Origin of the sequence: Afipia birgiae 34632 (assembly GCF_000308295.2) — a bacterium.
Lineage (GTDB): Bacteria > Pseudomonadota > Alphaproteobacteria > Rhizobiales > Xanthobacteraceae > Afipia > Afipia birgiae.
This window is the reverse complement of record NZ_HG326652.1, coordinates 1,555,054-1,580,885: the sequence shown is the minus strand read 5'-3', so window position 1 is coordinate 1,580,885 and position 25,832 is coordinate 1,555,054. Positions and strand designations below refer to the sequence as shown.

General features: G+C 63.2%; 24 protein-coding genes. 20 read left to right on the top strand and 4 right to left on the bottom strand.

Annotation, left to right across the window (positions count from 1 at the left end):
• Nucleotides 1-4 precede the first annotated feature (4 nt).
• The 12 genes from bigR (at nt 5) to BN32_RS26040 (ending at nt 13,189) form a co-directional block, all read left to right on the top strand.
• Complete coding sequence (gene bigR / locus BN32_RS07600) at nt 5-349, top strand: sulfite-sensing transcriptional repressor BigR (RefSeq protein ID WP_040425559.1); 345 nt, start codon at nt 5-7, stop codon at nt 347-349.
• Complete coding sequence (locus BN32_RS07595) at nt 346-759, top strand: YeeE/YedE family protein (RefSeq protein ID WP_019197545.1); 414 nt, start codon at nt 346-348, stop codon at nt 757-759. Before bigR ends, BN32_RS07595 begins: the two co-directional genes overlap by 4 nt.
• Nucleotides 756-1,190 (top strand): YeeE/YedE family protein, encoded by a 435-nt coding sequence (locus BN32_RS07590; RefSeq protein ID WP_019197544.1) that lies wholly within the window; start codon nt 756-758, stop codon nt 1,188-1,190. Before BN32_RS07595 ends, BN32_RS07590 begins: the two co-directional genes overlap by 4 nt.
• Nucleotides 1,187-1,963 (top strand): sulfite exporter TauE/SafE family protein, encoded by a 777-nt coding sequence (locus tag BN32_RS07585; RefSeq protein WP_019197543.1) that lies wholly within the window; start codon nt 1,187-1,189, stop codon nt 1,961-1,963. The genes BN32_RS07590 and BN32_RS07585 overlap by 4 nt, the downstream gene beginning before the upstream one ends.
• Before the next feature lie 684 nt (nt 1,964-2,647).
• The gene (locus BN32_RS26740) at nt 2,648-2,878 is read left to right on the top strand and encodes a hypothetical protein (protein WP_152343654.1); all 231 of its coding nucleotides are present in this window, start codon (nt 2,648-2,650) and stop codon (nt 2,876-2,878) included.
• 114 nt (nt 2,879-2,992) lie between these two features.
• The gene (locus BN32_RS07580) at nt 2,993-3,277 is read left to right on the top strand and encodes a PepSY domain-containing protein (RefSeq protein ID WP_040426113.1); all 285 of its coding nucleotides are present in this window, start codon (nt 2,993-2,995) and stop codon (nt 3,275-3,277) included.
• Between the two features lie 700 nt (nt 3,278-3,977).
• A complete protein-coding gene (locus BN32_RS07575; protein ID WP_019197541.1) occupies nt 3,978-5,312 on the top strand; it encodes a TolC family protein in 1,335 nt (444 codons plus the stop codon).
• 11 nt (nt 5,313-5,323) lie between these two features.
• Nucleotides 5,324-6,505 (top strand): efflux RND transporter periplasmic adaptor subunit, encoded by a 1,182-nt coding sequence (locus BN32_RS07570; protein ID WP_040425558.1) that lies wholly within the window; start codon nt 5,324-5,326, stop codon nt 6,503-6,505.
• A 73-nt stretch (nt 6,506-6,578) separates the two neighbouring features.
• A complete protein-coding gene (locus BN32_RS07565) occupies nt 6,579-9,836 on the top strand; it encodes an efflux RND transporter permease subunit (RefSeq protein ID WP_019197539.1) in 3,258 nt (1,085 codons plus the stop codon).
• 360 nt (nt 9,837-10,196) lie between these two features.
• Nucleotides 10,197-12,143, top strand: coding sequence for a cytochrome c/FTR1 family iron permease (locus BN32_RS07560; RefSeq protein ID WP_019197538.1), 1,947 nt, complete (start codon nt 10,197-10,199; stop codon nt 12,141-12,143).
• A gap of 11 nt (nt 12,144-12,154) precedes the next feature.
• A complete protein-coding gene (locus BN32_RS07555) occupies nt 12,155-12,931 on the top strand; it encodes a class I SAM-dependent methyltransferase (protein WP_321175232.1) in 777 nt (258 codons plus the stop codon).
• Nucleotides 12,932-12,961: 30 nt separating this feature from the next.
• The gene (locus tag BN32_RS26040; RefSeq protein ID WP_082773420.1) at nt 12,962-13,189 is read left to right on the top strand and encodes a signal peptidase II; all 228 of its coding nucleotides are present in this window, start codon (nt 12,962-12,964) and stop codon (nt 13,187-13,189) included.
• On the opposite strand, the gene BN32_RS07550 is transcribed toward BN32_RS26040, so the two are convergent.
• Nucleotides 13,128-13,556: a MerR family transcriptional regulator gene (locus BN32_RS07550; RefSeq protein ID WP_019197536.1), complete on the bottom strand. Its 429-nt coding sequence runs from the start codon at nt 13,554-13,556 to the stop codon at nt 13,128-13,130. The two genes, BN32_RS26040 and BN32_RS07550, sit on opposite strands and share 62 nt — an antisense overlap.
• A gap of 76 nt (nt 13,557-13,632) precedes the next feature.
• Here BN32_RS07550 and BN32_RS07545 point away from each other — a divergent pair, with 76 nt between their 5' ends.
• The 8 genes from BN32_RS07545 (at nt 13,633) to BN32_RS07510 (ending at nt 23,659) form a co-directional block, all read left to right on the top strand.
• Entirely contained in the window at nt 13,633-15,006 is a 1,374-nt protein-coding gene (locus tag BN32_RS07545) for a phenylacetate--CoA ligase family protein (protein ID WP_019197535.1), read from the top strand.
• Between the two features lie 351 nt (nt 15,007-15,357).
• The gene (locus BN32_RS07540; RefSeq protein WP_019197533.1) at nt 15,358-18,423 is read left to right on the top strand and encodes a heavy metal translocating P-type ATPase; all 3,066 of its coding nucleotides are present in this window, start codon (nt 15,358-15,360) and stop codon (nt 18,421-18,423) included.
• A gap of 191 nt (nt 18,424-18,614) precedes the next feature.
• On the top strand, nt 18,615-19,040 hold the full coding sequence (gene lspA, locus BN32_RS07535; protein WP_321175239.1) for a signal peptidase II: 426 nt from the start codon (nt 18,615-18,617) through the stop codon (nt 19,038-19,040).
• Nucleotides 19,037-19,774: a cytochrome c biogenesis CcdA family protein gene (locus BN32_RS07530; RefSeq protein ID WP_019197531.1), complete on the top strand. Its 738-nt coding sequence runs from the start codon at nt 19,037-19,039 to the stop codon at nt 19,772-19,774. The genes lspA and BN32_RS07530 overlap by 4 nt, the downstream gene beginning before the upstream one ends.
• A 127-nt stretch (nt 19,775-19,901) precedes the next feature.
• The gene (locus BN32_RS07525) at nt 19,902-20,831 is read left to right on the top strand and encodes a lipid kinase (RefSeq protein ID WP_019197530.1); all 930 of its coding nucleotides are present in this window, start codon (nt 19,902-19,904) and stop codon (nt 20,829-20,831) included.
• Nucleotides 20,832-20,841: 10 nt separating this feature from the next.
• Entirely contained in the window at nt 20,842-21,714 is an 873-nt protein-coding gene (gene uppP, locus BN32_RS07520) for an undecaprenyl-diphosphatase UppP (protein ID WP_019197529.1), read from the top strand.
• Between the two features lie 22 nt (nt 21,715-21,736).
• Nucleotides 21,737-22,375, top strand: a complete 639-nt coding sequence (locus tag BN32_RS07515; RefSeq protein WP_019197528.1) for a cation efflux transmembrane domain-containing protein — start codon at nt 21,737-21,739, stop codon at nt 22,373-22,375.
• Between the two features lie 321 nt (nt 22,376-22,696).
• Nucleotides 22,697-23,659, top strand: coding sequence for a LysR substrate-binding domain-containing protein (locus BN32_RS07510; RefSeq protein ID WP_051488445.1), 963 nt, complete (start codon nt 22,697-22,699; stop codon nt 23,657-23,659).
• Here BN32_RS07510 and BN32_RS07505 read toward each other — a convergent pair.
• The 3 genes from BN32_RS07505 to trbG all read right to left on the bottom strand — a co-directional run.
• Complete coding sequence (locus BN32_RS07505) at nt 23,654-23,917, bottom strand: DUF2274 domain-containing protein (protein ID WP_019197525.1); 264 nt, start codon at nt 23,915-23,917, stop codon at nt 23,654-23,656. The two genes, BN32_RS07510 and BN32_RS07505, sit on opposite strands and share 6 nt — an antisense overlap.
• Nucleotides 23,918-23,920: 3 nt before the next feature.
• Nucleotides 23,921-25,159 (bottom strand): TraB/TrbI/VirB10 family type IV secretion system protein, encoded by a 1,239-nt coding sequence (locus BN32_RS07500; protein WP_019197524.1) that lies wholly within the window; start codon nt 25,157-25,159, stop codon nt 23,921-23,923.
• Nucleotides 25,156-25,832, bottom strand: a 677-nt coding sequence (gene trbG / locus BN32_RS07495) for a P-type conjugative transfer protein TrbG (RefSeq protein ID WP_040425556.1), incomplete at its 5' end; no start/stop codon positions are given. The genes BN32_RS07500 and trbG, both read right to left, overlap by 4 nt.

Below are 25,832 nucleotides of genomic sequence, written 5' to 3'. Positions count from 1 at the left end.
AGCGATGACCGGACAGAACGCCAAGGCTGGCAAGGCGGGCATGACTCTCGCCGATATGGAAGCGCGGTCCGTTGAGGTGGCGGCGATCCTGAAAACCCTCGCGCATCCGATGCGATTGATGCTCGCCTGCTCGTTGGTGGAGGCGGAATACTCGGTTGGCGAGCTCGAACAGAAGCTCGGTATTCATCAGCCGAATCTCTCGCAGCAGCTCCATGTCCTGCGAGAATCCGGGATCGTCGAGACACGGCGCGACGGCAAGCAAATCTTTTACCGGCTGACGCAGGAGAAGGCCGCGCGCCTCATCGAGGCGCTCTTCTCGATCTACTGCGCGCCGGAGGGCGAGCCATGACCTTCCCCTATTGGCCCTCACTTCTCGGCGGCATGCTGATCGGACTCTCGGCCGCCATGCTTCTCTTGCTCAACGGCCGTATCGCCGGTGTCAGCGGTATTGCCGGGCGTCTCGTGCAGGGCGCGCAGCTTTCGGCCAATGCAGCCTTCGTGATCGGGCTCGTGATGGGGCCGCCGCTCTATCTGGTCCTGTTCGGCCATTGGCCTGCCGTCACGATAACTGCCTCGATGCCGACCATCGTCATCGCTGGGCTGCTTGTCGGCTTCGGTACGCGCATGGGATCCGGCTGCACCAGCGGCCACGGCGTCCTCGGCCTTGCAGGCTTCTCACGCCGATCAATGGCAGCGGTCGCCGCCTTCCTCTTGGCCGGGATCCTTACGGTCACATCGATGCGGATGGCGGGGCTATGACGAATCGCATTTCGCAAGGTGCCGTTGCGCTCGGCGCCGGGGCAGTCTTTGGCATTGGCCTCTCACTATCGGGGATGCTTGATCCAGCTCGCGTGCAGGGCTTCCTAGATGTGTTCGGAGCCTGGGATCCCAGCCTTGCCTTCGTACTCGGTGGCGCCGTCGCCGTCGCCATGATCGGGATGACGCTCAAGCGCCGCATGGCGCGTCCGATGCTGGATACGGTCTTTCATCTGCCGATCTCGACGAAGATTGACGCGCGCTTGGTCATTGGCTCCGCGATCTTCGGCGTCGGCTGGGGCCTGGCGGGTCTTTGCCCCGGCCCGGCGCTGTCAGCCCTGTCACTCGGCCTCATGCCGGTCGTAGCCTTCGTCGTTGCCATGGTGATCGGCATGGTCGTTCATGACCGCCTCGCTCAGGGGCGAGCGGCGTGAGCGAGGCCGTGTTTCTTGCCCTTGGTGCGGGCGCGCTGATCGGCTTCACCCTTGGCTTGATCGGCGGGGGTGGTTCGATCCTGGCAACACCGTTGCTGCTATATGTCGTCGGTGTCGCCAATCCACATGTGGCTATCGGCACGGGCGCGCTTGCCGTCTCGGTGAACGCCTATATCAATCTGATCGTCCACGCCCGAAATGGGCATATCTGGTGGCGCTGCGCGATCCTGTTCGCTTTGGTCGGGACGATAGGCGCCCTTGCCGGATCGACGCTCGGAAAGGCGATCGACGGCCAGCATTTGCTGTTCCTGTTCGGCCTACTGATGATGGTGGTCGGCGGTCTGATGCTGCGTCCGCGCAAGAACGAAGGTGGTAGTCCGCGTCGCGTCGATTGGCGCATGTGCGCGGTGACGGGCATAGTTGCTCTGATTGCTGGCGGCGTCTCCGGTTTCTTCGGCATCGGCGGGGGCTTCCTGATCGTCCCCGGACTGATCCTTGCCACCGGGATGTCCACGATCTCGGCAATTGGTTCCTCTCTGCTCGCAGTCGGCACCTTCGGACTGGCGACGGCGATCAACTATGCAGCCACAGGGTTGGTGGATTGGACGATCGCGACCGAGTTCATCGTGAGCGGGATCGCCGGCGGTGCGATCGGAACGCTTGCCTCGACACATCTCGCGTCTCGCACGGGTCTGCTCAATCGGGTTTTCGCCGGGCTGATTTTCGTCGTTGCGGTCTATGTGATCTACCGCAGTTCGGGCTCGCTGAGATGATGCAGTAGTTCCGATCGCGCCGCCGGCGAGCTGCCCGGAGCTAAGAACAATTTGATTCTGTAGTGGCTACAGGGAGCATATGCCCGCTAAACCCCGAGTCGCGAGTGGACGGATGGCATATGACGCATTGTCAGATCTGGGCTTGATTTGGCCGCGCCCATCCATGGGTGACCCTGCTGTGCTGGATGGCGCCGGCACGGTGCGCTCTAGTGATGGTGATGCGACGCGTCGCTCTAGGGCGAGCCTGTGGCGGTGAAGGCAAACGAATCTTCGGCGAGCACAACGCTGCAAAGATGTTTGTCTCGCTCCATGTCCGTTGGCGCTCGCCTGGTGGTACTAGTCCTCCTTGCCGGCTTTGCCATCGCCATGACGCCATGTTCAGCGACGGCAGCACCTGTCAGCGGTGAGACTACGGTGAGTAGCGGTGGTCTGAGCGATGAACATCAACGCGATCGACCCGCAACGCGCTTGGCGCCTTGTCCGGGTTGTCCTTGCATAGGGGGCTTTACGGCCCCATCGGCGGCTGCCGCGAGGCCGTGTGTCAGGAGCCAGGTCGGCTGGACTAGACCTCCCGAGGATCGCCTGTCGCCTGGGCCGACTTATGCCGCCTTTCACCCTCCGAAGCCGGGACGCCACCAAGCGAGTGCGACACCGCAGTGACATCCTGAACCTTCGGAGAAGATTATGCTCAATTATCGACCGATCGCCGCCGCGCTCATGGCTGCGACAACGCTGGCGCTATCGGCGTGCGCGACTGGCCATGACGGCCCTCGTGCATCGACAGCCGCCGACGAGAAGCGCTGCCTGCGCCAGTTCGGCCCGCCCGGGAAAGTGCCGGGCGTCTATGTGCGGTGTGGTCAACAACCAGACACCAATGGACGCCCCACATCTAGGGCGCGTGGTCCGCGTGGCTGAGTTCGGCGCGTCGGACGAGACCAGCCCCTTCAATTCAAACCCTAGGCGCGGTCCAGCATGTCCGAGACGCTCTGGCCCTTGGGCCGCAAATCGTTTTTGAAAGGGAATGTTATCATGTTCTCCACAGTCTTTGCTCGAGCGGCATTCGGCGCATCCGCTGTCTTGCTTTCGGTAGTCTCCACTTCGGCGACTGCACAGACACGGTCCCAACCAGCCCGGCTCTCGATTGGCGAGATCGCGGCTCGCGTCGAGGCCCAGGGTTATCGCGATATCGAGGAGATCGAACGCGAAGGATCGTCATATGAGGTCTGCGCCAAGGACGCGTCCGGAAAGGAGGTCGAGCTCACCGTGAACGCCGCGACCGGCCGCGTCGAGAAAGTGGAGCCCTGTGAGGATTGAAGAAGTCGTGTGGTCCATCGTGGAGCACTCGACGCGATGATCGGCTTCGTCAGACCGGATGCACGCGCTCAACGCAGCGCGTGCATTCGAGTTCTGTTCGCTGTGACAAAGCCGCATTGTGCAGAAATCCCTTGATCCTGTAGTCACTACAGAAGGCATATCCATCGAACCTCGAGTCGAGAGTGGATGGATGGCGCTTCAAGAATGCAGATCGCATAGCCTCAGGGCACGCCCACGGTGCGCGAACGTCGGCGGCGTTGCCGGCGGTCTCATTCCTGTTCTGCGGGGTCGAGCTGCACGATTGGGGTGCTTGAGGTGACCCGCCCACATTTTCTCGTCTGCTTGGTGTTGGTCATCTCGTTGTGCGCCGGCGGTGCGGCACACGCAGCGGCGCCATGGGATTGCGTGAAGTCACCCATTGTCAGTGTCTCTCCCCTCGCTGTCGACGTTCTACAGAGCCATTCTGATAAGGGCGGCACGAGCGGTCGGTGCAACGATCGTTGCCAATGGGCCAACGTCCCTTTGCAGGAATTGAGGAGCGTGTGTTCGCGACCAGGACCCTCGCAGCAAGACGTGATGATTGCTGAGGAGGAGCGTCGTCCAAGCGCTGATCCGGCCGAGACGTTGCGGCCACCTAGAGCCTGACAGTCGCATTTGAGCCCGGCCCGCTGTGGGTCACGACATCTGTCAGGAATCGTCAATGAACATCATAAATGCGGCTACCAGCGCCGCAGCTCTAGCGATTATCAGTTTCCCAGCGTCGGCGCAGGTCAGCGGGCCGATTGCCGCGCCAGTGGGGCGACCGGAACCGCCGCAGGCGCCCGCCACGACAGCTGGACCTTCCGCGCCGCCTCGTTCGCTTTCTTCAGCGGACGTCCGTTCGGGGCCACTCCCAACTACGCTCAGCGTTGCCGACGCACTTGCGGAGGCAATCGCTCGATCCCCGACCATCGTGGCGGAGCAGGCAGAGGTCGACGCGGCCCGCGCAAGGCTGCGGCAGGCAGGAGTGCGACCCAATCCGGAGTTGAATGTGGAGGTCGAGAACTTCGCTGGGACCGGCCCTTACTCTGGCCTAAACGGCACCGAGACGACTGTGTCGCTCAATCAGCGCCTCGATATTGGTGGCCGTCGGCGAGCGCGAGTATCGGCCGCCGAAGCTGCGCTCGCGGTCCAGGAGTTGCGATTGGCGATCGCCAGGGCAGACCTTTTCCAGAACGTCCGAAACGGGTTCGCCGCCGCCTTGGCGGCGCGTGATCGTCTGGAACTGGCGCGAGGCAACCATCAGCGGGCGACCGACCTCGCGCGTATCGCTAACGAGCTGGTCGACGCCGGCCGCGAGCCACCTCTCCGCGCGCTTCGTGCGAGCACTGCGTTGGCGCAAGCTGACGCCGCCCTTCGGGCAGCAGAGGCCGACGAGAGCGCGGCACGGTTGTCTTTAGGTGTCCTCCTCGGCGGTCGGGTGGCCCCTGCAGTTTTGCGCGATTCCCCGTTCTCGAGCGCTGCTGCCGCCTTGGATCCTCTGCGAACATTGGAAGTTCGGCTCGCCGATGCGGAACGCACGGCGGCCGAAGCCGGCGTAGCCCAGGAGCGCGCCGCCACCCGGCTCGATCCGTCCATCGGCTTCGGCGTGCGTCACATAGCAGAGACCGGTGATCGTACCCTTCTCGCCGGCGTGTCCGTGCCCCTTCCGCTCTTCGACCGAAACCGCGGGAACATCGCAGCCGCTCGGGCGGGGGTTCGGGCCGCCGAAGCTCGGCGGGAAGCTGCGGTCGCTCAGGCCGCGGCAACGATTAGTAATGCTGAGACGGCGCTCGCGGCCGCCGATGCACGGGTCCAAGCATTTGAAACTGCGGCAGTGCCCGAAGCGCGGGAAGCGCTTCGTTTGACCGACCTTTCGTACAGGGCGGGTCGGAGTTCGCTTCTTGAGCTGCTCGACGCGCAGGAGGCCTTCGCAACGGCACAGGGCGAGTTGATCGAGGCGCGGCTTGCTCGCGCCACCGCCGCGGCAGCGCTCTCCCGCGCCGCCGGCCAGTGAGGAGCAAGTCCATGATCTTTATCAATCGTCGCAGACGAATGCTGGCGGCGGCGGCTGGATTGGCCGTCGCTATCGGCGCCGGCGGCGTCATGCTCGGTCGGACCGTCCTCGCTCCCAGCGGTGATGCGCCCGCCACAGCAAAGATGGCTGACGAGACAGCCGAAGGCGCGAGCAGCCCCGAGGGGTTCGTGCCCGTTGAGGCCGCGCGATCGGCTGCGCTGGGCATCCGTACGGAGCGTGCGATTCTCGGCTCGATAGCTGCCGAGATCCTCGCGCAAGCCAATGTCACTGCGTCTCCGCAGGGAGAGGCGGCGCTCACCGCGCGGGTGGACGGCGCCGTCGTGCGGATCAACAAGCGGCTCGGTGAGCCTGTTCGCGCTGGGGAAACCGTGGCAGTGCTGGAAAGCCGTGAGGCTGCGACCATCGCCGCCGAACGCGCCGCAGCCAGCGCGCGGTCCACTGCGGCGCGCCAAGCGTACGCTCGCGAGCAGCGGCTCTACGGCGCCCGGGTCACGGCGCGGCAAGATTTGGAGGCCGCGCAGGCTACGCTCACGGAAGCCGATGCGGAACTTCTGCGAACGCAGCGAGCTGCTGCCGCCGCCCGACTCAGCGCCGATGGTCGATCCATTGCGGTTTCCAGCCTAATCTCGGGTCGGATCACGAAGGTCAGCACCGAACTCGGAGCTTATGTTTCGGCCGGGGCAGAGCTATTTCGTGTCGCTGACCCCAGCCGCATCCAGGTCGAAGCTGCGGTCACGTCCGCTGATGCGCGCCGCATCCGACCTGGTGATCGAGCGACGCTGGAACTCGGCAACGGCGAGACCCGCCGCGCGATTGTCCGAGCGCTTACACCCAGTGTTGACGCGGAGAGCCGGGCGGCGACCGTGGTTCTTGTTCCCGACGGTGTCGACGGGCTCACACCCGGTCAGGGTCTGCGGGTTCGCATCACGCCGCAAGCCGCGCCCCGCAGTGACCGGATCGTGCTTTCCGAAGGCGCCATTCAGTCGGTGGAAGGCCGCGAGGTCGTGTTCGTCCGGACAAGGGGAGGCTTCCAGGCGACACCGGTGACGATCGGCGCGCGAAGCGGCGGACGCGTCGAGATTCTCGCCGGTTTGAGGCCCGAGGCCGAGGTGGTGACTGCGGGAGCATTCCTCCTCAAGTCTGAACTCGGCAAAGAGGAGGCGGAAGAGTGAAGTCCGCACGTCGCCCCGCCCTCTCTTTCGTTGGCCGGCGCGTCGCAGCGCCCGTAGCAAAGGCCGTGCAGTCATGATTTTGCGCCTTCTCGACGCTGCCATCCGTTTTCGTTGGGCGGTCGTCTTCATCACGCTCGCCGTCGCCGCTTACGGCGTCGTGCAATTGACACGGCTTCCGATCGACGCAGTTCCCGACATCACCAACAAGCAGGTGCAAATCAACACTTCTGCGCCCGCTTTCGGTCCGCTCGATATGGAGCGACTGGTGACGTTTCCTATCGAAACGGCAATGGCTGGCATTCCCGGCCTGCAATCTACGCGCTCGATTTCGCGGAACGGCTTCAGCCAAGTGACGGCTGTCTTCGCTGACGACGTCGACCTGTACTTCGCGCGTCAACAGGTAGGGGAGCGTTTGTCTCAAGCGGGCGAGAGCCTCCCGGCAAATGTTGAGCCTCGAATGGGACCGATCTCAACGGGACTGGGCGAGGTGCTGATGTGGGGGGTTGATTATGCCTCGGCTGGATCCAAGGCTGTTCCCCGCGTCGCTGGACGGCCTGGGCCGCAACCCGACGGCAGTTTCCTGACGCCGGAGGGTGAGCGACTGACCGATGAGGTGGCAAGGTTAGCGTACCTCCGCACCGTCCAGGACTGGATTATCAGGCCGCAGCTTCGAGGCGTCAAAGGCGTGGCCGGCGTCGACTCGATAGGCGGTTACGAGAAGCAATACCTCGTGCAACCCGATGCCGCCCGGCTCGCCTCGTACGGGGTCTCGTTCTCGGAACTCGCCGAAGCGCTCGAGAGAGCGAACATATCGGTTGGCGCAAACTTCGTGCAGCGCGCAGGTGAAGCATTCCTGGTCCGAGCGGATGCTCGCATCCGCTCGATTGACGAAATCGCGCGCGCGAATGTCGCGACGCGTAATGGAGTTGCCGTCGCTGTCCGCGATGTTGCCGATGTGCGGATTGGCGGCGAGTTGCGTACCGGCGCAGCCTCCATGAATGGTCGGGAGACAGTGATAGGCACCGCGCTCATGATCGCCGGAGGCAACAGTCGGGTCGTCGCGCGTGACGCGGCCGAACGTCTGGACGCGGTGCGCCAGACTTTGCCCCCAGGCATAACGGTTACGACGCTCTACGATCGCTCCGAGCTGGTCGACGCCACCATCGGGACGGTCGAGCGCAATCTGGTAGAGGGTGCGCTGCTCGTCGTCGCGGTGTTGTTCTGGCTTCTCGGTAACATCAGGGCCGCGCTCATCGCGGCGGCGGTCATTCCACTCTCATTCCTGCTGATGGCCATCGGCATGAACTACTACGGGGTTTCAGGAAATCTGATGAGCCTAGGCGCTCTGGATTTCGGTCTGATCGTCGATGGCTCGATTATCATTATCGAGAACTGTTTGCGACGGCTCGCCGAGCGACAACACCAGGAGGGGCGGCTGCTCAACCTGCCCGAACGGCTGCATGAAGTGTTCGAGGCGTCACGGGAAATGGTGCGCCCTACCATCTATGGCCAGGCGATCATCTTCCTTGTCTTCGCGCCGTTGCTGACCTTCACCGGGGTCGAGGGCAAGACCTTCTCGCCGATGGCGATCACGGTTATGCTGGCGCTTGCTGGTGCCTTCATCCTCTCGTTGACGTTCGTTCCAGCGATGGTGGCGCTCTTGATCCGAGGTCGCGTGGCCGAGAAGGAGGTCAAGGCGATCGCCTGGACCAAGAAGCGTTATGAGCCGGTTCTGCGGGGAGTGGTAAATCGGCCCTGGCCTTGGATCGGGGCCGGCGTTGGCACGTTTCTGGTCGCGGCCACCTTGTTCACCTCCCTCGGACGCGAATTCATCCCGCAGCTGGACGAGGGCGATCTTTCCGCGCTGTTCGTCCGTGTACCTTCCACCTCCCTGGAGCAATCGCTGGCCATGGAGAGATCGCTTGAACGATCAATCTCGGCGCTCCCCGAAGTCGCGTACGTTTATGCCCGGACCGGAACGGCCGAGGTGGCGGCCGACCCGATGCCGCAGAACTTCTCCGACGCGATTATGATCCTCAAGCCGCGAGAGGCGTGGCCTGACGGGGTTGATACGAAGGCGGAGGTGATCGAGCGGGTCGAGCGCACGTTGAAGGGTGCGCTCGGAACGGGTTTCGAACTCAGTCAGCCGATTGAGCAGCGCTTCAACGAGCTGATCGCCGGGGTCCGCGGGGACGTTGCGGTCAAGCTGTATGGCGACGACCTCGACCAGATGAGCGTCACTGCAGCCGAGATCGCCAGAGCACTCCAAGCCGTGCCGGGAACTGCCGACCTCCGGGTCGAGCAGACCGCCGGTTTTCCCACGCTCGAACTGCAGTTCGATCGTGACGCCATCGCCCGTTTCGGACTGTCTCTCCAAGAGGTGACGGACACGGTCGCCGCAGCGCTTGGAGGCCGAGAATCGGGGTTGGTCTTTGAAGGCGACCGCCGCTTCGACGTTGTCGTGCGTCTGAGCAATGCCACCCGCGACGACCTTGACGCCGTTGGTGCGCTCCCCGTCATGCTGCCGGATGATGGCGCCGGGTCGCGCGCGTCGGTGCCGCTGCGCGAGCTTGTCCGATTCGGCTTTTCCGAGGGGCTTAATCAGGTCAGCCGGGAGAACGGAAAGCGGCGCGTTGTGATCCAGGCCAACGTGCGGGGTCAAGATCTCGGCTCGTATGTTGCTCAGGCTCAAGATCGGGTTCGACAGGGCGTCCAGCTACCGCCTGGCATGTATGTGGAATGGGGCGGTCAGTTCGAGAATCTGCAAGCGGCCTCTGCCCGGCTCTCCATCGTTATTCCTATCGTGTTCGTCGCCATCTTTGTCATCTTGATGGTAGCACTTGGCGGAGTGGCGCCCGCTCTCGCGGTATATTCGGCGATACCGTTGGGATTGGCCGGAGGCGCCTTCGGGCTGTTTTTCGCGGGATTGCCATTCTCGATCTCGGCCGCCGTCGGCTTTATCGTGTTGTCGGGTGTGACGGTGTTGAACGGTCTCGTCGTGATGACAAGCATTCGGCAGCGCATTGAGGCTGACCGCCCGCTCGACGAAGCCATCGTTGAGGGGATGATGGAACGTGTTCGCGCCGTGCTGATGACCGGCATTGTGCCGGCGATCGGCTTTGTGCCGATGGCGATAGCCACAGGCACCGGCGCCGAGGTTCAGAAGCCGCTCGCCATTGTCGTGATCTTCGGTCTCGTCACGGCGACGCTGCTTACGCTCTTCGTGCTGCCGGCCATCAGCCGGTTGATTCTCGGCCGCCGCGCCCGACATCACCAGACCGGCGACTACACCGACGTGGGACCGCTCGGCACCGCGCTGCCGGCGAAGTGAGGCGCTTGCGATGCCTTTCACAATCAAGAAGACTGCAAAAAGAGCGAGGGCGCATCGTCGAGAATGTGTGCAAGTATCGCATCACTCGTGCGCTGACTCTGTCCTGGCGGCGATCGCGCAGCATCGGGGTGACACTCGCTGAATATCCTCGTCGTATCGTGAGGCAGAGTAGCGTCTGACGATCGGCCGATCGGGCCTGGTGATGCAGGATATCGCGACGAGCTGAAGGGCGGGGCGTCCTAGGCCCCGCTATTGCGAGTCAGAAACAGGTTGCTTCTGTAGCTGCTACAGAAGCTATCTCATCGTCTACGCGTCGTGCCGTCGGCGCGCCGGCGCGGATGAAGGCGAGGGATCGGACCGTTGCACAGACTGCAGATCGCGTTGTTGGCGCTGCTTGTTGCGCTCGTTGGCGGCGTTGGCACACCCGCATCGGCAGCCCGGGAGGCCACTGATGCGGCGACGGCGTGGCGTCTGCTTGACTATATCGCGGTCGATTATCCAGGAGCGGTTTCGGCGGGAAAGATCGTCAGCCCAGCCGAATATGCCGAGATGGTCGAGTTCAGCCGGTCGGTCGGGGAGCGGATCTCCGTTCTTCCGGCGACGCCGGCTAAGCCGGTGCTCGCGAGGCAGGCTGAGGAGCTGAACCGCGCGGTCGCTGCGAAGGATTCGGCGGACCGGGTGGGCGGGATTGCTCGCGCGCTCGGCCGCGACCTGCTGCGAGCCTATCCGGTGCCGTTGGCTCCCTCGACGCTGCCCGATCTGTCGCGGGCAGCCTCAATATATCGGCAACAATGTGCGGCTTGTCACGGGCTGGCCGGGCGAGGAGACGGCCCGAGTGCGGCGGGCCTGGATCCGCCGCCGGTCGCATTCACGAACTTGGCGAGAGCCCGAGAGCGCAGCGTCTTCAGTCTCTATCAGGTCATCAATCAAGGCCTCGACGGAACGGCGATGTCGAGCTTCGCGCATCTCGACACTGCCGACCAATGGGCGTTGGCCTTCCATGTCGGCGCCTTCGCGTTCTCAGAAGCGGACGCGCGGCGAGGCGAAGCCCTGTGGCGCGCTGATTCGAGCCTTCGCCAACGTTTTCCTGATATGGAGGCGCTAACGCAAATCACCCCAGCGAAGCTGGCACAGGAGGTCGGCGAGGAGAGGTCTCGCGCCCTCGTCGCATTTCTCCGCCGGACGCCGGAGGGGGTGACGACTGGTTCCGGCGGTGCGCTTGATACCGCCCGAGCGCGGCTGCTCGAAAGCGTGCAGGCCTATGCGTCGGGCGATCAGGACAGGGCGTCTGACTTGGCTCTGTCGGCCTATTTGGACGGGTTCGAGCCGCTGGAACCAGTGTTGTCGGTGCGCGATGCCGGGCTGTTGGCGCGCGTCGAACGCTCGATGGGCGATCTCAGAGCCGCAATCGCCCGGGGCGCGCCGCCGGCTGACGTCGGCCGACGTGTTGATGAGCTCAACTCGCTCTTCGACGAAGCCGATGGACTTCTCGCCACACGATCGGGAAGCTGGATTTCGAGTTTTGTCGGCGCCCTGATGATATTGTTGCGCGAGGGTCTGGAGGCACTGCTGATCATCGTGGCGATGGTGGCGTTCTTGCGCAAAGCCGATCGAAATGAAGTGCTTCCGTATGTGCATGGAGGCTGGCTCGCCGCGTTGGTCGCGGGTGTCGCAACCTGGTTCGCCGCCACCCGACTGATCGCCATCAGCGGTGCGAGTCGGGAGCTGACGGAGGGATTCGGTTCCCTGCTTGCGGCGGCGGTGCTCGTATCCGTCGGGGTGTGGATGCACGGGAAGGGCCAGGCCGGAGCCTGGCAAAGGTACGTCAAGGAAAGACTGGCGAGCGCCTTATCCCGCAGGTCGGCTTGGTTCCTGTTCCTGCTGGCGTTCGTTGTGGTCTACCGCGAGGCCTTCGAGACGATACTTTTCCTGACCGCGCTCTGGGCGGAAGGCGGGGCGACGGGCATACTGGCAGGTGTCGGAACAGCCGCGATGATCCTGGCCATCGTCGCCATGGCGCTGCTTCGTTACAGCCGCCGCCTGCCGATCGCGGAATTCTTCAAGCTAAGTTCGCTGCTCATTGCGGCTTTGGCGATTGTGCTCGCAGGCAAGGGCGTCGCGGGACTGCAGGAAGCCGGACTGCTCGGCGTGTGGCCTCTGGAGGGACTTCCACGCGTCGCAATGCTTGGGATCTACCCAACGCGAGAAGGCCTGTTCGGCCAAATCGCGACACTGGCGGTGTTGTTGGTCGGCTACTGGTTCTACGGTCGAATTGAAGCGCGCAAGGCGCATCCGGCGGCGATCTAGCCGATCCAAAGATGCATGCAGGCCTCGACGGCCGATACCTAGCAACCAAATCGCTTGACCCTGTAGCGACTACAGGAAGTAGCATCCTGACGCTGAGGAGAGATGCGATGATGTCGAGCCGTTCTGAAAGCGAGGGTGCGCCGTTTACGCCTGCGGCGGGCGTCCATTGGCTAACGCCATTCTATGATTTGGGCGTCGCGGTCTTGACCCGAGAGAGCCACTGGCGGAACCGATTAGTGGCGCAGGTGCGACCGTCGCCGGACGACGTGATCGCCGATCTTGGATGCGGCACAGGATCGCTGCTCGTTAAGCTGGGGATGGCTGCCCGAGGGGTGAAGCTGGTCGGCATCGATCCCGATCCGACCGTGCTGGATCGGGCTCGTGCGAAGACCAGGCGTGCGGGAGTTGCGGTGGACCTGATTGAAGGATTCGCGCGCGACGCCAGTTCACTGCTGCGCGGTCGGGCGGTGACGAAGATCGTGTCGAGCCTCGTGTTCCACCAAGTGCCGTTGTCGGAAAAGTCGGCGGCGCTCGGCGCTGCGTATGAAGCCCTTCCTTCAGGCGGCGAGCTCCATATTGCCGATTATGGCCTTCAACGCACAAAGCTGATGCGGAGGCTCTTTCGGGCCACCGTGCAAAATCTCGACGGGATGGAGAATACGGAGCCGCAGGCGCGCGGCGTATTGCCGGAACTGATCCGCTCTGCCGGCTTTTCCGAGGTCGTCGAGGTCGAGGTAGTCCCAACCTCGACCGGATCGATTTCCCTGATTCGAGCTTTGCGTCTGTAATTTCTCGCGCGTCAGGCCGGCCGGTCGGTTTTGGCGGTTGCGTTGCTAGCGCTTGCCTTAATCAGACGACAAAGTTCGTGGCGCTCGGTACGCTATCGGCGATCGGGTCACTATCTCGACTTTCACGCCTGGGGCTATCACTGGCCAGCGTTCAATATTGCCGATGCTGCGATCTTGGTAGGCGCGACCCTGCTCGTCATGAGGAGTTTTGGCCGGGACGGGCGACCAGCGAAACGTGATCGGCCATCACTTCGATGATCCGGCAATCGGCGACCTTTCCGTTCGCGCAGGATCCGATCATGCGGGTCAGCTCGTCCTTCAAGCCCAGCAGCCGTGCGATGCGATCGTCGACCGCTGCGAGTTGATCTTGGGCGATCCGGCTGACTTCTTCACAGGAGGCATCGGGCATCTCCCGCAGCCCGAGCATCGTGCGAATTGTCGCGATCTCGAATCCAAGTTCGCGCGCGTGACGGATGAAGGCGAGCTGCTTAACGTCCGGTGTCCCGTATCGACGCCGCCCACTCTCCGTTCTGCCAGGCTTCGGCATTAGCCCGATCCGCTCGTAATAGCGGATCGTTTCGATATTGACCCCAGTGCGTCGGGACAAGTCTCCGATAGCGATCATCGGGGGGTTGCTCCTGTAGTGGCTACAGGAAGTACGTATAGCAAGTGGTCGGAGGTGTGTGAACCTGGGAAGGATCATGACCGAGCATGTCATAGGCCTGATCTGGGACGCCTGGCGCACACGAAGGAAGGGCGTCAGCGCAATCGCGCAACGCCAGCAGGCCCGCCTCGCCGACATGGTCGCCCATGCTCGCGCCAACTCGCCGTACTACCGTGAGCTGTACCGTGGTTTGCCGGATAGGGTCGAAAGCGCCGAGCAGCTTCCTGTCACCGACAAGAAGACATTGATGGCTCGGTTCGATGACTGGTGCGTCGATCGAGAGATAACCCTGGAAAGAGCGAAGGCGTTTGTCGAAGACCCGAACCTCATCGGCGAGCGCTTCCTCGAAAAATACACGCTGCTGACGACCTCGGGCACGACGGGGACGCGCGGAGTCTTCGTGCTCGATGACCGGAGCATGGCCGTTACCAGTGCGATGGCCTTTCGCATGCTGACAACCTGGCTCGGTGCAGGGGATTTCATTCGGATCATCGCGGGCGGAGGGCGCATGGCGATGGTCATGGCGACGGGCGGCCACTTCGCCTCGGCGGTGGCTGCGGCACGCTTGAAGAAGAGCCGAGGACGACGGCTCGAAGTGCTGTCGGTGCACATGCCTTTGCGAGAGCTCGTGACCCGGCTCAACCAGTTCCGGCCGGTGCTCCTCGCACCTTACGCGAGCATGGCTGCTCTGCTTGCGAGCGAACAGGAAGGCGGCCGTCTGCACATCAATCCAGTGTTATTGGCGCTCTCCGCCGAAGGGCTGCCGGAAGGCGAGTACGATCGAGTCGCCCGAGCATTTAGAGCAAAGGTCGGCAACAGCTACGCCGCAACCGAGTGTCCGTTCTTCAGCTACAGCTGCGAGCACGGTTGGTTGCACGTCAACAGCGACTGGGTGGTGTTTGAGCCCGTTGATGCGGATCATCGGCTGGTGCTGCCGGGCGAGCCGGCCCACACCGTGCTCATCAGCAATCTCGCCAATCGAGTGCAGCCCATTCTGCGCTACGATCTGGGCGACAGTGTCTTGCAGCAGGCCGGGCCTTGCCGGTGTGGGAATCCATTTCCATCGATCCGTGTGCAAGGGCGATCTGCCGAGGTTCTCACCTTCCGCACCGATGGCGGCGATCGAGTGACTGTCGCACCATTGGCCTTTGGCACTTTGGCCGATCGTATTCCCGGACTGCAGATGTTTCAGATCTTGCAGACCTCCCCGACGAGCCTACGCGTACGCCTGCAATCCCACGGAACTGATTTGGATCGCGTTTGGGAAGCGGTGCAGGCTGGGATCGGGCGTCTACTTGCTGAACATGGCCTCGATCACGTCGCCTTAGAGCGTGCCGCGGAACCGCCAGAACAGTCCAAGGGCGGCAAGTTTCGTCAAGTTATTCCGCTCCCGGATAAGACCCGGTCGTAGATCACCACACTCCTGGAGGCGGACCGATGATGGGGGCGGGATGATGTGGGGCATGGGCGTTTTCGGCCTCCTCGTCATCGTCGTTCTGGTGCTCGGGGCGATAGCTCTCGCCAAATACGTCTTCTCGCGGAAGTGAGCAGGGCCGTGCTTCGCCCGAGCCATCGTAACTGGCGCATCTGGCTGAGCCCAAGGGGCCTGAGCCCGGGAATCTGGCATGGCAAAATTAAAAGATCAGAAAGAGCCGCTTGCTGCAGCGCCGCCCTTGATTCTGTAGTGACTACAGGATGTAGGGTTAGCAAGAGAGTAAGAGAGCTTGGAGTCGAGTTCAATGACAACAGTGAGGGGGCCGTGATGACTGCTCATGCCGCGACGATGGGCCATTCAAGCAGGCTGCGCTTTAAAGTCGACGGCCTAGATTGCCAGAACGAGGTTCGCGCCCTTCGCGCCGCGGTGGCGCCGCTTGTCGGCGGCGACGACAAGCTGTCCTTTAATACTCAAGCCGGAGTCATGGAGGTGATATCCGAGAACGCTCCGACGATCGACGCTATTCAACGGGCGGTCGCGACGACCGGCATGCAAGCGCATTTTCTTAGGGAGCCAGCGCAGCAACCTGCATCGGCACTGCTGTTTCGGGTCGAAGGGCTCGACTGCAAGAATGAAGTCGCGACGCTCAAGCGCGAGATCGGTCCGCTGGTTGGGGGCGAGGCTTGGCTGACGTTCGACACCGCGAAGGGGTTGATGACGGTCGGGCCGCAACGACAGGCGACCATCGACGACATTATCGCCCGCGTTACCCCGACCGGCATGCGTGCTTCCCTTGTTGAGGTTGGCACGGCCGAGACGATGCTCTTTCGCGTCCACGGCCTCGACTGCAAAAACGAGGCGGCGGCCCTCGCGCGGGAACTGGGCCCGCTTGTCGGCGAGGACAACCTCGCCTTCGACACCGCTCAAGGCATGATGACCGTGGCCCCGCAGAATCGGGCGGCGCCCGACGCGATCGGGGAAGCCGTGGCTCGAACCGGCATGCGCGCCGAGCCTTGGTCTCCGCCGGCAGTCTTGCTCAGCGCGGCCGAGCGCGCCGGAGTGCCTGAAGATGCGGCGTGCATCTGTGCCGCGGAGGTGGAGGAGGCACTCAGTCCGCCGATTCCGACATGTTTGCCCGGCCAAGTCGTGTTTCGCATTCACGGCATGGACTGTGCCGACGAGATCGCGGCGTTGAAGCGCGAGGTTGGGCCGTTGGTCGGGGAAGACAAGCTCGCCTTCGATCTCCTGAACGGCCGCATGTCGATCGACGTGACGCCGGATGCGGCGCTCGAAGCCCGCATCGAGAAGGCGGTGGCTCGTGCTGGTCTACGCGCCGAGCGCTGGATCGAAGGCGACGCTAGCGAAGCCGCGCAGGCTGAAGGGCGGCGAAAGCGGGTGCAGTCGTGGCTGACAACCGCAAGCGGCGTGCTCACGGCGTTGGGCTTCGCGGTCCACGCTTGGCTCGGGGGCGGCGTCATCGCAGCCTTCGAGGCAGGCGAACACGCTTTGGCTTCGACCCCGTTGCCGAGCATGGTGCTTTACGCGGTCGCGGTGCTTTGCGCGGCGCGCTATGTCGCGCCCAAGGCGTGGCTTGCGGCCAAACGGCTTCGTCCCGACATGAATCTGCTGATGATGGTCGCGGTCGCGGGCGCCATCGGTATTGGCGCCTGGTTTGAGGCCGCTACAGTCTCGTTCTTTTTTGCACTGGCGCTGGCGCTCGAGGCTTGGAGCCTCGGTCGCGCGCGCCGGGCGGTTGCCGCCCTCATGGAACTCGCGCCGCCGACAGCGCGCGTCAAGCTCGAAGACGGCTCCGAGCGCGACGTTCCGGCGGCTGAGGTTCGGGTCGGTGCGCATATCATCGTCCAGCCAGGAGGCAAGGTGCCGCTCGACGGCCGGGTTGCCGCTGGCGAGAGTGAGGTCAATCAAGCGCCGATCACCGGGGAAAGCGTCCCCGTATTCAAGGCAGAAGGCGACGAGGTCTTTGCCGGCACCATAAACGGAGAGGGTGCACTTGATGTCGTGACCACCAAAGCGGCGAATGACACGACGCTCGCCCAGATCATCCGCATGGTCGGTTCGGCGCAGAGCCGACGCGCGCCCAGTGAGCAATGGGTCGAGAAGTTCGCGCGTGTCTACACGCCCGTGGTGATGGTACTCGCCATTGCGATCTTTCTCGCTCCGCCCTTGCTCTTGGGCGGTGCCTGGGACGTCTGGTTCTACCGGGCTCTCGTGCTCCTGGTGATCGCTTGCCCCTGCGCCCTCGTGATTTCGACGCCGGTGACGATCGTGGCGGCACTCGCCGGCGCGGCGAAACAGGGCGTCCTCGTGAAGGGCGGCACACATCTCGAAACGCCTGCGCGCCTCAAAGCCATCGCCATGGACAAGACGGGCACTCTCACCGAAGGGCGGCCGCAGGTCGTCGAGATCGTGCCGCTTGGAGGCCGCAGTGAAAGAGAGCTGCTTGGCTTGGCCGCGGCGCTGGAGGCGCGAAGCGGACATCCGATCGCTCGCGCCATCCTGGCGAAAGCCGCCGAACTGAAGATCGCCGCCGAGCCTGCGGAGGCTGTCCAAGCCATCACCGGTCGAGGCGTCATCGGTCGAGTCGCCGGCCGTGAGATGTGGCTCGGGTCGCGCCGCTACATTGAAGAGCGAGGCATCAACTCATATTCAGTTCTGCAGCGGGCCGATGAACTTTCAAGCGCCGGTCGCACCATCGTCGCGGTCGGCGATGGTCAGGAGGTCTGGGGCCTCGTCGCTGTTGCCGATGCCGTCAGGCCGGAAGCGAATGACATTGTTTCTTCGCTTCACCTCGCCGGCATCAAACACGTCGTGATGCTCACGGGGGATAACCGGGCGACGGCAGAGGCGATTGCGAAGCAAACCGGCATCGACGAGGTCCGGGCTGAACTGCTGCCTGGCGACAAGGTGGCGGCCGTGGAAGATCTGGTCCGGCGCTATGGGTCGGTTGCCATGGTCGGCGACGGTGTCAACGATGCTCCCGCGATGGGACGTGCCAATCTCGGCATCGCAATGGGTGCCATGGGCAGCGACGCCGCTATTGAAACGGCCGATGTGGCACTGATGTCGGACGACCTCTCGAAGCTTCCTTGGCTGGTGAGGCATTCGCGCGCGACGCTCGCGGTGATCCGGCAGAACGTTGCGTTCTCCATTGCTGTGAAGCTTGTGTTCACAGCGCTGACGGTGATTGGCCTCGCATCGCTATGGGGTGCCATCGCGGCCGACGTCGGTGCGTCGCTGCTGGTCGTTCTTAACGGCCTGCGCCTGCTCAACCGCGGTCAGACCAGCACTCAACAGGGTGGCCCCTCCGGCGGCCTCGGCGTTTCGGCGCACCGGCGTCAGACTCTCGCGATCACGCAGACGGTCCCGGCGTAGCTAGTTCAAGCCGCTCCGGTACGATTTCGACCCAGCACAAATGCACTGGCCGCCGGGAACGGCTGAACAATGAGGACTGATTGATCGTGGGGTATCCGAGTTTGATTCGACGAACTGCATTGGCCGTTGGTTCCCTTGCTGCCGCCCTTGCGGTCGATTTCGTCACGAAATCGCTGATCGTCAATATTGTGATGGTGCCGCCGCGCACGATCGAGATCGCGCCATTTTTCAATCTCACGCTCGGTTTCAACACGGGCGTCAGCTTCGGGATGTTCCGCGACCTTTTCGTGGAGCGGCCACTGTTGCTCGCCGGGATCGCAGTCGTGATCGCGGCAGGACTCCTCGTCTGGGCCGTGCGAACCGCAAAGCGCATTGAGACATTCGCCTTGGGCCTGATTGCCGGCGGTGCTGTAGGCAATGTGGTGGATCGGGTGCGCCACGGAGCGGTGACCGATTTCCTTGATTTCCACGTCCGCGATTGGCACTGGCCCGCCTTCAACATGGCGGATGTCATGATCACTATCGGCGTCGTCCTATTGATCACAGGCTCCCTTTGGCCGGCGCGATCGATGGTCTCGGTCCGGAAGCAACCGAGTCGAACCGGGCACTCACGATGACGCTCATCGACGTGTCTTTACTGGGTTTGGCAACGGCAGCGACGGCGGGCGCCATTTCCTTTGTCTCGCCCTGCGTGCTGCCGCTTGTCCCGGGCTATCTGTCCTACGTCGCGGGAGGAGCCGACGGTACCGTCGGCGACGGCAGGACACGCCAGCTCCAAGTTCTCGGACCAGCGCTCCTGTTCGTGCTCGGCTTTACCACCGTCTTTATTCTACTCGGGCTCAGTGCGATGGCCCTCGGCGGATTCCTGCAACGCTACCAGATCGAAGCGAACCTGATCGGTGGCGCGCTGGTCGCGGTTTTCGGTCTCGCGATGACGGGGCTGCTACCCGTGCCGGTCGCGCTTATGGCGGATCGGCGCTGGCGAGGGCCGAAGCAGATCGGAGGCACTTTCGGGGCCTATCTTCTCGGCATAGCCTTTGGTTTTGGCTGGACGCCCTGCATCGGCCCGGTGCTCGGCTCGATCCTCACCGTGACGGCAACCTCGGCCGGCAATGGAGCGGTGCTCCTCGGCGCCTACGGTCTCGGCCTCGGCATCCCGTTTTTGCTTGTAGCGCTGTTCTTCGGCAGCGCGGCCGTGGTCCTGAAACGCCTGCGGCGCGCCGGAGCGGTCCTCAATATCGGCGCTGGGGCAGTGATGGTCGGCGTCGGCATTCTGATGATGACCGGTCGCCTGCAGGAGATCGCCATCTGGATGCTGACGACGTTCCCAGCGCTCGGCAACATCGGTTGAGGTGCGTGGCCGCAAACGATCGCTCGGTCGGGGCAGACGGGCCGCGAATTCGTCCTCGGGCATTCGATCCGCCGCGCGACGGCTCCGTCCTGCAGGCAACACTGTCATTTGGCCTTCAAGGAAAAACATGGTGGATTATCAACCAACAAAAAGGCGCGCGCTGCTCTTCTTGAACCCGCGAAGCCGCAGCGGTGGCAATCGCGCAGCTGATGGCGCTGTCAAGCAGCTTGAGGCTGGCGGATTTATATTGACGCACGGGCTGTGCGCTCAGTCGGCAGATATGACCCGCGAGGTCCATCGGCTTGCGCACGAGGTCGATCTCGTGATCGTCGGCGGCGGCGACGGGACTGTCAACGCCGTGCTCAAGGGCGTGCTAGAGACTGGCTTGCCGCTCGGCATCCTACCGTTCGGCACGGCGAATGACCTTGCCCGGACACTTGGTCTTCCGGGTGAACCTGCAGCGGCGGTCGCGGTCATCGTCGCGGGCTGCACGAGGCGGATCGACGTCGGCCAAGTCAATGACCAGTTCTTCGTCAATGTGGCGAGCATGGGCCTGAGTGTTGAACTCGCGCGTCGTATGACCGGCAACCTGAAGCGGCATTTGGGGCGGCTTAGCTATCCGCTGGCTGCGCTAAAGACAGTGTTTTACACGAGGCCGTTCACAGCCGAGGTGGCGAGCGCCGATCGCACGATCCGGCTCCACAGTCTTCAGATCGCAGTCGGAAACGGTGTGTTTTACGGCGGCGGTATGGCCGTCTACGAGGCTGCAGCTATCGACGACCAGTGCTTGGACTTCTACAGCGTCGAGCCGCGACGATTTTGGCAGTGGCCGCTGTTCCTGACGGCATTCCGGCGCGGTCGTAACCGAAATCTTGTCGGCATGCGCGCCTTCTGCAGCCCTGGCCCCCTTGAGATCCGAACTGACCCGCCGCTACCCGTCAACACTGATGGGGAAATCACGACAATGACGCCCGCCCGCTTCAATCTCTTGCCGCGTGCGTTGTCAGTCTTCGTACCAGCAGGTGACCAACGCCTTCGAGCAGCGCTCGCAAATTGAAGGAGCCTGCATGACGGAAGCTTGTACTCAGGGCGTCGACACTGGATTCGTGACGTTGGGCTACACCAAGGTCGCCGTGCTGGGCGTTGTCCAGGGGATCACCGAACTGCTGCCGATCTCGTCGACGGCGCACATGCGGATCGTGCCTGCGTTGCTCGGTTGGCAGGATCCCGGCTCCGCCTTCTCCGCCGCCATGCAGCTCGCAGCACTGGCTGCCGTCGTCAGCTATTTTTGGGCTGACGTGAGCCAGTTGGCCACGAACTCGCTCCGCGCCGTTGCGCATCGGGACTTTCGGGACCGACACTTCCGCTTCTCGGTGTGGATCGGACTCGCGACGATCCCGATCGGCGTGGCTGGCTTGTCTTTGTCGGGAATGCTGAACGCCTGCAGTTCTCCTTTGCGCAGTCTCACCGTGATCGGCTGGGCCTGCATCGTAATGGCCGTCCTCCTGGCGTTGGCGGAGATTCATGCCCGCCACAGACGAACACTTGAGAATGTGTGCCTTATCGATGCAATGATTGTCGGCATCGCGCAGATCGGCGCTTTGATCCCGGGAGTGTCGCGCTCAGGCTCCACCTTGACTGCCGCACTTGCGCTCGGCCTGAAACGGGAAGAGGCGGCGCGATTCTCCTTCCTCCTTGGCCTGCCGGCAATTGCGTTGGCCGGCTTCAAAGAACTTTGGGAACTCTACAAAGCTCAGTTGTCTCTCGACGGGTGGTCTATCCTTCTCGTTGGGCTCGCGGTGGCTTCTATTTCAGCTTTCTTCGCGATCTGGGGACTGATGCGCGTGCTTGAGCGTTTTTCGGCCTGGCCCTTCGTGGTTTATCGAGGCGCGCTCGGCATTTTTCTCATCACCGCCATTGCATTGGGCCGACTCACCTGATTTGCGAACGTTGGAAATCTGCATGAGTGCGAACGACAACAAGGAAGAATCCGAAATCGAGCTTGACGCGAGTAACGCAGCCGAACGCAAGACCTTGCTGTGGGTGCTCGGCATCAATTTCCTGCAAGTGATTGTCGCGGGGCTCGTAGGAGTTCTTGCAGATTCCACCGGTCTGCTGGGTGCCGCCCTCGATAATTTAGGGGATGCCGGTGTCTATGCCGTCAGCATCTATGCCGTTGGGCGGACGATTTTGGCCAAGGTGCGTGTCGCACGGCTGTCCGGCCTCCTTCTGATCGTTTTGGGCCTGGCGCTGCTCGTGGAGGTCCTTCGACGTTTCTTCGTGGGCGCTGAGCCGATCGGTTTAGCCATGATTGTTACGGCCATCGCAAACGCTGCGACCAATCTGCTTTGCCTGCGGTTGCTGCGCTCGCATCGAGACCAAGGCGTGCACTTGAAGGCGTCCTGGATTTTTACGACTAACGACATGCTGGCCAACGCTGGGATCGTTGTTTCCGGCGCTGCAGTCATGTTCTTCAGGTCACCGCTTCCCGATTTGATCATAGGGCTGGTGGTTGTTGGGATCGTTCTCAAGGGCGGCTGGGATATTCTGAAGGAAGCGCGCGAGGCGCAACGGGAGGGATTGTCGGTTCCCGAAAACTGATAAGCGAGCGGTCCCTCCGCGCCTTGCTTGGACCGTACTCGCGACTTGAGGCAACAGCCTGACTTGCCTGCCACGAATGGCTACCGCAGCATTTCTTCCTCGGCCCCGTAAGAGTAGGTTCCGATGTGAGTGGGTGGCGACGAAGACGACAAGGCTGCGGATCATTCCGCTGTTCAAGCCTAGAGAACGAACCTCCGATCTCGATCACATTTTTCTTGATCCTGTAGTGGCTACAGCATGTACCTTTCCGCTCGGTCTTGCACGGCTCGATGACAAAGGAAGCGGGTACGCCGTGATCGTAGCAGCCTCCTAGAAGCAAGAGTGGCCCGCATAATTCAGGCCACGGGAGGTAGCACCCTGACGATCGAAGTGCGCCATCTTCGCTACGTTGTTGCAGCCGCCGAGCGCGGAAGCTTTCGACGCGCGGCAAGGGCGCTGAAAGTTCAGGAGTCTGCCATCAGCCGACGTATCCGGGATCTCGAAGACGAGATCGGAGCCGCGCTTTTCGTTCGTCACCATGGCGGCGTTCACCTCACCCAGGCGGGCCAGAGATTCGTTATGCGCGCGCGTCGGGCTCTGAGCCAGATTGGCCACGCGGCCATCGATGCGGGTTCGTTCGGTCGCGGTGAGACAGGTGTGGTGCGCATTGGGATATTTTCTTCGCTCGCTTCTGGCTTTCTGTCCGATCTGCTCCGCGCCTATGTCGGAGCGAACCCCGAGGTCCGCCCCGACCTCATCGAAGGGGCCCCGACCGACCACATCGCCTCGGTTCAAAGACATCGGCTGGATATCGCCTTCCTGACAGGTCAGCCAATCGCGGATGGCTGCGATCTGGCCCATCTCTGGAATGAGCGGGTCTATGTGGCATTGCCCAGCGATCATGAACTAGCGCGAAAGCGTGAGATCGCGTGGGGGAATCTGCGAGACAGACACTTCATTGTGAGTGAGACCGATCCCGGACCTGAGATCCACGACTACCTGGTGAAGCATCTGGCCGATCTTGGCCACCATCCAAGCGTCGAACGCCACGGCGTGGGCAGGGACAACTTGATGCATCTTGTAGCGATCAGACAAGGTCTTACTCTTACAAGTGAAGCGACGACGGCAGCGCGCTTTCCCGGCGTGGTTTACCGCCCGCTATCCGAGGAGATCCTGCCATTCTGCGCAATATGGTCGCCACAGAACGACAATCCGGCGCTGCGACGGCTTCTCAGTCTGGCGAGAACTATGTCGAAAGCTGCTTTGCCGGGCTTGCTCCCCGATGATGGGACTGACGGACTATGAGTGGTCCGCCTCCTTTGGGGCAATTTGCCGCTGAGACGACATCACGGCTCGCCGAGCCTTTGCGAACACCCGATCGGTCGCCATAAAGCGCTCGATCATCGGTGAGATCAGCTTGACCGGGTCCCCAATCGGCCGTCCGGTCTCGCGGGCGAGTACCTGCGAATAGGCCACGAGGTCGCGGTGAACCGACGCCGGCAGTTCGATTGAGATCTTGACGGGCTTGTCATCGTCAATGACCCCGAGCTTCAGCTTCACCATTGGTCAACCTCCGTAGGGTTCGAGGACAAGGTCTCGCGTGACGATGACGCGGACGGGGAATCCCGGACGGACGGTCAGCGTCGGCGCGACGTTCAACTGGCGACGGACGATCTGCTGGCCAGCATCATTGATCGTGTTTTGCCCGCCGTTGCGGATTGCCTGGATCAGGCGGTCGTCGTCGTTCGTAGCCAGCTCGGCCCCGATGCTCAGCAGCGTGGAGAGCCCCGCTGCTTTGGCCAGATCCCACCAGTGATAGTCGACGCCGTCCTGCAAGCCAGCATAGCCCTCCGCGTCGGCGCCTGGCTGGCGCTCGAGCACGATCGACCGCCCGTTCGGGAAAATCAGCCGGTTCCAGACCAGCAGCACACGGCTTTGGCCGAACTGAACATTGTTGTCGTATTGGCCGATAATGCGTGTGCCCTGCGGCACTAATAGAATGCGGCCGGTCGGGCTGTCATAGATGTTTTCCGTAACCTGGGCCGTGATCTGGCCGGGCAGATCGGAGCGGATGCCGGTGATCAGCGCCGCCGAGATCACCGCGCCGGCCTGAAGAATGTTCGGCGATGCCGGCGCCGCGACGCGATCCGGCGAGACCGTCCGCCGATCGGCGGCGGCATTGAGAAACGCGAGCTGGCGCTCCTGCGCGGTCGGTGTGGCCGGCTGCGGCGCGAGGCCGAGGCTCGTTAGATCGGGCAGAGGCAGTTGGGGACTGGCGGGCGGTGTTCCGCCTGGTGAGGCCGCCGCTGGCGTCGTGGTCGTCCGGGTTTCCGTCGAAGCGAACAGCCGCGCCGTCCGTGCCGCCTCCAATTCCTGAAGCCGGCGCTGTTCCTCGGCGCTGAGGCCGGGACTGGGCGCCGCCATGCCAGGAACCGGGACGGGTTGGCCCCGGTTCTGCGCGTCGAGGATGGGGCGGCCGAGATCGCCGGGCAGTGGTGGCCCGAGCACCGGCCCCGTATAATCACGCGGCAGGCCGGCAAGGCCATCAGCGGTCGCGCGATTGTCGGTCGAATACAGCTCTTCATTCGGGCGGCCGCCGTCGCGGGTCTGGAGCGCGTAGATCAACGCTCCACCGATCCCGACGCTGGCGACGAGACCGAGGCCAGCAAGCACCTTCCTTGACAACCGCGTGACGCGCGGCGCCTCGGCGCGCAGCCGCATCGGCGGCGCCGGCTCGCCGATCAGGGGCTGCTCGACGTTCTCCGGCTCTGCCCCTTCCTCTTTCCGGGAATCGATGTCGCTCACGATGCCGGCCTCCCGTCGGTGCGGGTGATGCGCACGCGCTTTTGGCGATCGCCCGCGCCGAAGCGCAGCTCGGCGGCGGCGAACAGGCGATCGACGATCATGTGGTTCCCGCGGACCCGGTAGTTCACCAGCTCGGAGGTGTTGCCTTCCGGCCCGACGACGAAGAGCGGCGGCATCTCGCCCTGACCTATGCCGCGTGGAAACTCGATAAAGACCTGGCGGCCGTCGTCGAAGGCACGGAGCGGACGCCACGGCGCACGGTCACCGTCGATGTCGTAGCGGAAATTGACACGGGACAGGTCGATGCCGGTGGCGACCGGCTGGGCGGCCTGCGCTTCGGCGTTTTGACGGCGCAGCGCGATGAGCTGATCCTGCGGATATTGCCAGGAGACCGAGGCCATATAGGTGCGCTCGGTCGAGCGCAGTTCCATGTGGTAGGTGCGCAGGTTGGTATTGATGACCAGGTTGGTCATCAGCTCGGCGCGCGTTGGTTTCACCAGGATGTGGATCTGTCGCGTCGCGCCGGATCCACTCTCGGTGTCGCCGATGATCCAGCGCACGGTGTCGCCGGCAGCGACCGGTCCGGAGCCCACGAGCTGCTCGCCGGGCTGGAGGGCGATGTCGGTGATCTGCCCGACGGCGGTGTAGACCTGATAGAGCGCGCCTTGTGTGA